Source organism: Paracoccus sp. 22332 (assembly GCF_052045125.1).
In the GTDB taxonomy this organism is placed as follows: domain Bacteria; phylum Pseudomonadota; class Alphaproteobacteria; order Rhodobacterales; family Rhodobacteraceae; genus Paracoccus; species Paracoccus haematequi_A.
Genome location: NZ_JBQEOI010000076.1, coordinates 1 through 8,338 on the forward strand (window position 1 = coordinate 1; position 8,338 = coordinate 8,338).

General features: G+C 59.8%; 9 protein-coding genes. 5 read left to right on the forward strand and 4 right to left on the reverse strand.

Annotation, left to right across the window (positions count from 1 at the left end; all coding sequences use genetic code 11):
- Positions 1-100 precede the first annotated feature (100 nt).
- Entirely contained in the window at positions 101-403 is a 303-nt protein-coding gene (locus tag ACTJI6_RS23100) for a hypothetical protein (protein ID WP_440804037.1), read from the reverse strand.
- Between the two features lie 132 nt (positions 404-535).
- The gene (locus ACTJI6_RS23105) at positions 536-2,128 is read right to left on the reverse strand and encodes an FAD/NAD(P)-binding protein (RefSeq protein ID WP_440804040.1); all 1,593 of its coding nucleotides are present in this window, start codon (positions 2,126-2,128) and stop codon (positions 536-538) included.
- A 358-nt stretch (positions 2,129-2,486) separates the two neighbouring features.
- Here ACTJI6_RS23105 and ACTJI6_RS23110 point away from each other — a divergent pair, with 358 nt between their 5' ends.
- Positions 2,487-4,460: a PAS domain-containing protein gene (locus tag ACTJI6_RS23110; RefSeq protein WP_440804042.1), complete on the forward strand. Its 1,974-nt coding sequence runs from the start codon at positions 2,487-2,489 to the stop codon at positions 4,458-4,460.
- 91 nt (positions 4,461-4,551) lie between these two features.
- Here ACTJI6_RS23110 and ACTJI6_RS23115 read toward each other — a convergent pair whose 3' ends face one another.
- On the reverse strand, positions 4,552-4,929 hold the full coding sequence (locus ACTJI6_RS23115; RefSeq protein WP_440804045.1) for a response regulator: 378 nt from the start codon (positions 4,927-4,929) through the stop codon (positions 4,552-4,554).
- Positions 4,930-5,187: 258 nt separating this feature from the next.
- On the opposite strand from ACTJI6_RS23115, the gene ACTJI6_RS23120 reads away from it, so the two are divergent.
- From ACTJI6_RS23120 to ACTJI6_RS23130, 3 genes are all read left to right on the forward strand, one after another.
- Positions 5,188-5,769: a phosphatase PAP2 family protein gene (locus ACTJI6_RS23120; RefSeq protein WP_440804047.1), complete on the forward strand. Its 582-nt coding sequence runs from the start codon at positions 5,188-5,190 to the stop codon at positions 5,767-5,769.
- A gap of 197 nt (positions 5,770-5,966) precedes the next feature.
- Positions 5,967-6,386, forward strand: a complete 420-nt coding sequence (locus tag ACTJI6_RS23125; protein WP_440804050.1) for a YsnF/AvaK domain-containing protein — start codon at positions 5,967-5,969, stop codon at positions 6,384-6,386.
- A complete protein-coding gene (locus ACTJI6_RS23130) occupies positions 6,376-7,338 on the forward strand; it encodes a YsnF/AvaK domain-containing protein (protein WP_440804052.1) in 963 nt (320 codons plus the stop codon). The genes ACTJI6_RS23125 and ACTJI6_RS23130 overlap by 11 nt, the downstream gene beginning before the upstream one ends.
- A 152-nt stretch (positions 7,339-7,490) precedes the next feature.
- Here the strand turns inward: ACTJI6_RS23130 and ACTJI6_RS23135 are convergent, their stop codons facing one another.
- A complete protein-coding gene (locus ACTJI6_RS23135) occupies positions 7,491-7,838 on the reverse strand; it encodes a DUF883 family protein (protein ID WP_143809892.1) in 348 nt (115 codons plus the stop codon).
- Positions 7,839-8,123: 285 nt separating this feature from the next.
- Here ACTJI6_RS23135 and ACTJI6_RS23140 point away from each other — a divergent pair.
- Positions 8,124-8,338 (forward strand): hypothetical protein (locus tag ACTJI6_RS23140; protein ID WP_440804054.1); only part of this gene is annotated, 215 nt, incomplete at its 3' end.

Below are 8,338 nucleotides of genomic sequence, written 5' to 3' on the forward strand. Positions count from 1 at the left end.
GAAGGAGAACAATCACGCCTTGACCACTGAATGACCGGAAATCCATAGTCAGAGGTGGCTCACTTCTCGATGGAAATGCCGGCTCAGTTCTGGGTGGAAATCAACAACCGATCCCCTGCAGTCCGGAATACTGCCCATCGAGGTCCAGTTTCGACACAAAAGCGGCAAATACCTCGCGCTCGCCGGAGCGGGGATGAACTTCAAAAAACGCCCTTGTCGCCGTCAGGAGAGCAAGATGTTGTTCGATCCTAATTTCGATCCGGCGCGCCGCCCTCTGCGCCAGGACGTCAAACTCTGCCTGCTGGGCCGCAACCTCTGTGCGATAGATGGTCCAGGTCAGCCCCGTGCCCACCAGCAACAGGATTGTAGCAACGGCAAGAGAGAGACGAGACAGGGACTTCATGGCGCATCGGTTAAACCAGAAGGCGCCAAAGTCCAACAGATCAACGAGAGAAGGAAGACCCTCTGTGGAATGGTCATCCCTCAAATCGAAGTGTCGTGGAAAAGATCAGAACGACCTCTATCTTCCCGAAGTCTATGAGACCAGACGACGCCGACGTCGTGTTGTCAGTCCCGCCGCAATGGCGCCGGCGATGTCAGCGCATGCGGTGATGCCCTGCACAAAAGGTCTGTCATGCATCAGGTATGGAAGGGCCGCGAGGCATAGACGGCCCGTATAAGGGCCAGCCTCGATCAGGCTGTAATCCTGAGACACTTCCGGGATCTCCTGGCCGTTCTCCAGAAGCATCCGCCGCAGGCTCGGAAAGGGCAGATCCTTGGAAGTCAGCGCCTTTTGTCCTCTGGCGTCGATGAAGACTTCAAAGGTGTCCACCTGGCCGTCACGCCGTGTGATCCTGGTGACGCTTTCTTGGCGTTCGAGCTCGTAGTCCTCCCCAAGCGTCAACAAGGAGAGGATGCCCGCATCTCGCAGAGCCAACAGACGGCGAATGGATTCGGAGGGCACAGCAGCATAGTTGTCGACAAAGACCTTCTTCAGCCCGCTGTCGAACCGCTCGCGATCGGTCTCTGGCAGATCGGCAACGATATCCTCGACCTCCTCATGCATGCGCAGCAGCGCATAGCGCCAGGCAACGGTGATCTTGTGTGCCTTGTTGTATTCGACCTCCTGGAGGTTGCGCCGTGCCCATTCGAAGGGATCGGAGGTTTCACGGCTTGCAAAGTAGGCATCCGTGAAGCTGTCGGCCGTCAGGCCCTTCAACCCGAGGCGCAGGGCGAAGGCAGGGTCCGCCTGCGTGATCTCGGCTTTGATCAGATCGAAAGCGGCATCAAGGGGCTTGGAGGATTTCAGACAGGCCGCCAGTGCGGGGCCGGTGACAAACGTCAAAGGCTCATAGGGGATGGGACAATAGAAATCCGCTTCCGGCAGCACGCCGGTGCGAGACATCAGAACGACCTCGAGGTCGGACGAGGCCGGATCCAGATCGAAACGGAGCGCGCCATTCCTGCTGCGAAACCGCCCATGCTGGTTGACCACGGCCATTGCCGCGTCGATCGAGCTGAGCGAGGTTCCCATGATCCCCACCCTGACCGCAGGAATGGCCGCCTCGATCAGGCCTGACCAGGGACTGGGAAAGTAGGTCCGCGTGGCCTCGTCCGCGTCGGGAAACTCGTGTCCTGTGGCGACAATCACCCGGTCGAACGGACCATCCCGGACAGCAAGGGTCGTCGCGGTCAGTCCCTCTTCACCCGCTCCGATGTCCAGAACCTCGGTGTTTTCATGGATGGCGATCCTGTGGCCCGCAGCCCGGGCGTCCTGCACGAGATCAAGCAGTTGATCGCGGAAGTATTCGCCCAGCAAAAGCCGCGGCGTGAACTGACGGTCGTCCAGATCCTCTGTGTCGAGGCCATAGGATGCCAATCGTGCCGACGGCTGCGCCTCGAGCCATTCCAGGTAAGTGCTGACGACAGGCGGGATCTCGATGCTGGCGATATTGGCCAGCATCGACTTGTTGGCCGTCTCCGGCGAATAGGGCATGCCGATCCCTGCGCGCGGACCTCGCTCATAAAGCGTGACATCAAGCGGAAGCCCTGCGCTGAGCAGATGTTTCAGACTGTAGATCCCGGTAGGGCCTGTGCCGATAATCGCAACTGCTCGTCGTGCCGTCATCTGAACTTTCCCTTGGAGCAGCCTACAGGCTCTGCCCGTTGCAGCGAAATGCGCATCTTGAAGCAGGGTTCCAAGGTGTTGGCGACTTGCCATCTTTGTGTGTCGCGCCGGTAGCTTTATCACCCGGTGGCTGGTCTCCATCCATGAGGAAGTCCTGTCCGATACGCACCCCCGAGGCGACGTCTCCAGCGGGCGAACACGAGAAGAGGGCACTCCCGCGCCGACCCTGTGCGCCGCCGAACACGACCCTCGCGGACCGGGCAGTCTCACGACACAGGGCGTCTTGTGAAAACCCCTTGACGCGGATACGGGGTTCTCTTCTTGTTCCCCGTATTCTCTCGTTGATATTGGAACAGTCATGATCGCAGAGACCCCGACCGACGGCTCTTCCAACCCGCCTGTTCCTGAACTTGAACGGCGTCTTGCCCAACAGGCGCTGATTGCCGAATTCGGCCGCTTCGCGCTCAAGAACGATAAGCTGCAAGCCATCCTGGATGAAGCGTGTCGCATTGCAGCGGATGGGCTTGAAGTGGGCTTTGCAAAGGTGCTCGAACCCTTGCCCAAGGAGAACGCTCTTCTTCTGCGCGCGGGGATCGGCTGGAGGCCCGGGTTGGTCGGACATGCCCGGATCGGAGCGGATCTGGAAAGCCCCGCAGGCTACGCCTTCAAGACAGGCGAGCCGGTGATTTCCAACCATCTCTCAGAAGAAAAGCGTTTCCGCACCCCGAAGCTGATGGCGGATCACGGGGTCAAGCGCGCGGTCAACGTGATCATCCAGGGCGAAGGCGTGCCGTTCGGGGTTCTCGAAGCTGATAGCCGTGACCCTGGCGCGTTCAATCCGCATGACATCCATTTTCTGCAGGCGCTCGCCAATACTCTCGGGGTGGCGATCGACAAGGAAGCAGCGCGCAGCAGGATCGAGGAACTCGGCAGCGAACTGGCCCAGCGGGAAGCCCATCTGCGGCGCGCGGTCGAACTCAACCCGCAGATCCCCTGGGCGGCCGATGCGGAGGGCCGGATCGTCGAGTTCAACGAGCGATGGCTCGACCTGACAGGCCTGACGCTTCAGGACGCGGAAGGAGAGGGTTGGCTTGAAGCGATCCATCCCGATGATCGCTCTGCCTCCCTTTCGGCCTGGAGGGACGCCATCGAGATGGGCACGTCCTTTGACATCGAACATCGTGTCCGCATGGCGAATGGCGATTTTCGCTGGATGCGCAGCCATGCCCATCCCTGGCAGGATGCGCGGGGCGGGATCGCGATGTGGTATGGCGCAACCGAGGATATCCACGAGCGCAAGCTTGCAGAGCAGGCCGTGGCCCAGAGCGAGGAGCGCCTCAGCATTGCGGTCGATGCGGCGGCGCTCGGGCTTTTCGACCATGACCTGGTCACCGGCACAATCGAATGGGACGGGCGCATCCGCGACATCTGGGGCATTGGGGCCGAGGAGCCGGTCAGCTTTGCGACCTTCGCGGAGGGCATACATCCCGAGGATCAGGCAGCGATGCAGGCCTCGCTCGATCAAGCGCTCGACCCGCAGGGCGATGGACGTTCTGCAGCACAGTATCGCGTCCTGCGCCGTTCGGACAAAGACACCCGTTGGGTTGCTGCCTACGGACGGACGACCTTTGCCGAAGGGCGCCCCGTGCGTCTGGTCGGCATCGTGCAGGATGTCACCACCCATGTCCTGGCGGAAGAGCGACTGCGGCGTGCCCTGGCCGACAAGGATCTTCTATCCCGGGAGATCGACCACCGCATCAAGAACAGCCTGTCGATGGTCGGGGGGCTGCTGCGCATGCAGGAGCGGGCCGTCTCGTCGCGAGAGGCAAAGGACGCCCTGGCCGAGGCATCGACCCGTGTTCTAAGCGTGGCCCGTATCCACGAGCAGCTTTACCGCTCGGCGAACATGGATACGGTCGAGTTCGGGGGATACCTGCAGCGGCTGACACAAGACATCGCATCCTCACTGGGCTCTGGAAACGCGCAGATCACGGTCGAGGCCATGACGATGCTCCTGCCCATCGATCAGGCGCTGCCACTCGGACTGATTGCGAGCGAGCTTCTGACCAATGCCCTGAAGCATGCACGGCGCGGAGACGAGCCTGTCCCGATCCAGGTTCACTTCGGACCAGGCCAGGACAAGGAAGGCTTCACGCTTGTCGTGGCAGACCAGGGTCGCGGATTGCCCGATGGCTTTGACATGAGGAGCCAGGCAGGCCTCGGCATGCGCCTGATCGTCTCGCTGAGCAGCCAGATGGAAGCCACGGTCGAGGCGATCAACACCGCTCAGGGAGCGCAGTTCACGGTGTCGACGGGAGCTGGGACGGCCTAGCCGCTGTCCTGCGGACATCGTTCGTGCCAGGGAAAGCGGGTTCAGAGGAAAGCCCTGTCCTCTGGCGTGGCCATTCTGCTGGCTTTCGTCGTCAGCGGTTGGGGAGAAGCTGGGATAGACATCGCAGGACCTGATCAGGACTGAAGGGCTTATCAAGGAACAGGGCACCCTCAGGCAGGGTGTCGGGCTCAGGCCGCTGGGCCCCAGAGGCGACCAGGATCGCGATTTGCGGCATGTCTCCGGCGCAGCGCCGGGCCAGGTCGTAGCCGGTCATTGTTCCCGGCGGCATCTGGACATCGGTGAAGAGCAGCTCGATCTCCGGGCCGCGGCTGAACAGGATGTCCAGGGCCTCATCGGCTCCGGCAGCGGTCAGCACCTGAAACCCCGCCTCTGTCAGGATCGCCTCAACATCCATCCGGATCAATGGCTCATCGTCCGCCACCAGGGCATATCGTCCGAAACGGTCCATGATCTGAGAGGTCCTTCGCAGCCTGCCAAGGGAAAGGCTGCAAATCCGTTGGAGTTCCAATGTGCAGATAGATTGATCCGATGTGGGCTTGCCCACCACCACAATGGCTTTCGCTCATAAGGATTGATTTGTCTGGGGAAACCGTATCCGAGCGTTGTCGTCCTTGCGGGCGCTTGATTTTTGATGACGGAACCGGGCCAGAAGCAGGTCGGTTATGCGCCGTCAATCACCGGCAACCCTCATGGAAAAGATAGCGGCATGACCAAGAGCGATGAGCAGTCAGTCCCGGACACGATCACGGCTATCGAGGAGGCCGACAAGTCTATCGCACAGGACGCTGGCCGCTATCGCCATCATCCGGTTGTCACGTCATTAGGCTTGGTGAGCGAGATCGCGGACCAGATCCCGTTGTCGCTGGTTTGTGGCGGCGTCATGACGGCCGGGCTCATCTCCGATCGTCCCCACCTGGCCCGAACGGGTGTGCGGATGATGGCTGCCCATGTGCTGGCAAACAGCATCAAGAGGGCGATCAAGAACCGGTTTCGACGCACCAGACCAGGTGTGATGCTGGAGGGTGAGGACTATGTCTGCGAACCTGGGGAAACCGAGGGCGGTCACGATACATCCTTCCCCTCCGGCCATACCGCCGGTGCTGTCGCTGTTGCAGCGATCATAGCCTCCGATATCCCAAAGACGGCCGTTCCGGCTTTCCTGGCAGCCAGCCTGATTGCAGGTGTTCAGGTGCCGCGTGCCAAGCACTACCCGATCGATATTGCTGCAGGGACACTTCTCGGCCTGTCCGCGGCGATGATCGTGAAAAGGCTCTATCCGGAAAAGTGAATGAACCCTCTGGGGTTACTGGCGCTTTTCAGGCATCACATCGGGAGGAGATAATGCCTGTTGTCGTCGCGCGCCTGAAAAGAGACCGAACAGCAGAAAAGCCCATCCTGCCGATCGATTGCTACGCGAAATCGCGTCAGATTTGCGGAACGCAATTCCTGTCTATCCGTTGATCATCGTTGACGACGGGGACGAGAATGGCCGACGAAACAGAGCGCGATTTCATTCCCGTTGTTGAAGAAACAGCCACTGTCTCGACCCGGCGGGTTGTCAGCGGTCGTGTCAGGATCGCCACTCAAACCGAGGAGATAAACCACCTCCTGCCAACTGACCTTGCGAGCGTTGAGGTTGATGTGGTCCGGGTGCCGATGGACCGTCGGATCGACACAATCCCGGACGTCGTGACGGAAGGCGAAGTGACCATCATCCCTGTGGTCGAAGAGCGCCTGGTTGTCACGCGCGAACTCTATCTTCGTGAAGAAATCCATGTTCACCGTATCGAACATAAAGAGACAATTGACGTGCCCGCGACAACCCGTCGCCAAACCGTCCAGATCGAGCGCTTGCCCGCCGATCTGGAACAGCCATACCAAAAGGACGATCAAGATGACCTATGAGAATGAATCCGGTTCTTCCGGCACGCTGTCCGTTTCTGCCATGTTCGATAGCCAGGCCGAGGCGCAGCGCGCGGTCGAGCGGCTGAGCCAGGCAGGGATAACCTCGGAACGCATCCGGCAAGTGGCAGGGGGGAGTGACACCGCTTCTCGCGCGGGCACCGTTGAAGAGCGCAACAAAGGTTTTTGGGATGGTCTCGAGGACTTCTTCTTTCCCGATGAAGATCGGTATTCCTATGCCGAAGGGCTGTCGCGCGGCGGCTATCTGGTGACCGTGACAGGGCTGTCCGGGGCCGATTACGAGACCGCCCTGGATATTCTCGACGACGAAGGCAGCATCAATCTTGAAGAGCGTGAAGAAAGCTGGCGCTCAGAGGGCTGGAGCGATTACAAGTCCAGCAGCTATGCCTCGGGCAGCACGGCATCCGCCTATGGCGCCCGTGCGGGTGCAACGGGTGATCTGGACAGTTCCTATGTTGACGAGGACAGCGCGGGCGCTGATGCGTCCTTGCGGCAAGGTCGGGATCTGCGCGGAGACGAGACGATCCCTATCGTGGAGGAACGTCTTCGCGTCGGCAAGCGCGAAACCGGCCATGGCCGTGTCCGGGTTCGCGCCTATACCGTCGAAGAGCCCGTCAGCGAAAGCGTCGACCTGCGCGAGGAGCGAGTTGAGGTCGAGCGCCGGCCTGTCGACCGTCCTCTGACAAACGCGGATACTGCTTTCCAGGACCGCACGATCGAAGCTGAAGAATACCGCGAAGAAGCGGTCGTTCAAAAGGAAGCCCGCGTGGTCGAGGAGATCGAACTCCGCAAGACCAGCGAAACACACCGCGAAACAGTCTCGGACACCGTCCGACGCACCGAAGTCGAGATCGACGACGATCGTGATGGGCCGAACCGCCAAGGTCTGGACCCCGAAGTGGGAAGCCGGGATTATGACAATCGCAAGCCCTGAGGCTTGATTTGATCACATGATTTGGCCCCGCAAGTGCGGGGCCTCTTCTTTAGTCGAGAGCTTTGATCAGCGCTCTAAAAAAAACCATCCTTATGGATTAAGGATCAGAGGGGCCTCCGAAAGGATTTCACGCAATACGCTACAGGCAGTGATTAGCGGCGTGCGGTCGCAAGACCGAGAACAAGGCCGATGCCCATTGCCATGCTCAGGGCAGCAATCGGTCTTTGCCGAACATAGTCGATTGCTTCTTCATAGCCCAACTCAGTATAAAAGGCAGCCTCTTCAGCTTTCCTTTTGCCTATGTCCAATGCTTTTCCGGCGTAGTCTTGTCCGGCTGCCCTGACCTCTTGAACAGACCCTCGCAAACCCTCCACAGCATCGCTTGCCAGCGTGGATGCCTTCTCAACAAAGCTCATGGTGTCGTCCCGCAGGTCTGGCGTTCCTTCGCTTGGAGATGCGGCATCCTCATTCTTTTCCGGGAAACCTGATCTTTGCGTCATTGCGTCTATCCTCTTGGTGATTGGCTGAAAGCAATAACAAGATGGACAGCTTGGTGTTCCATTGCTCTCGAGCGACGGCACCCTGATGATCACCTGTATGGACCTGCCGGGATGAAGGGCCAGCGGGGTTCTGGAACCAGGGTTGGAGTTGATCACCAAGCTTGCAGTGGTAATGGACTTGGTGTCGCGGATTGCAGGATGGAGCAGCAGGGATGTTACCCGTCTTCAGATCTGCAGCGTCGAGCGTTCCTGCACAAGAAACGCCAACACCAGGCATGTGCCGGGATGAGCGTTCTGCCATTCAGGTCGTCCACCAAACTGATGGCCAAGACTGGCGACGAGCTTCATGAGGAGCCAATGAGACCAAAGGGCCAGATAAAAGCCCCGCTTCAGCGGGAGTGTCCTGAACTTTGTGTATCTGACCGGCTCCATGCGGTTTCAGATACTCAAGCGTCGAAGCGCTCGCCGAACATTATGGCGAACTGGTTGCGGGCCGCAAA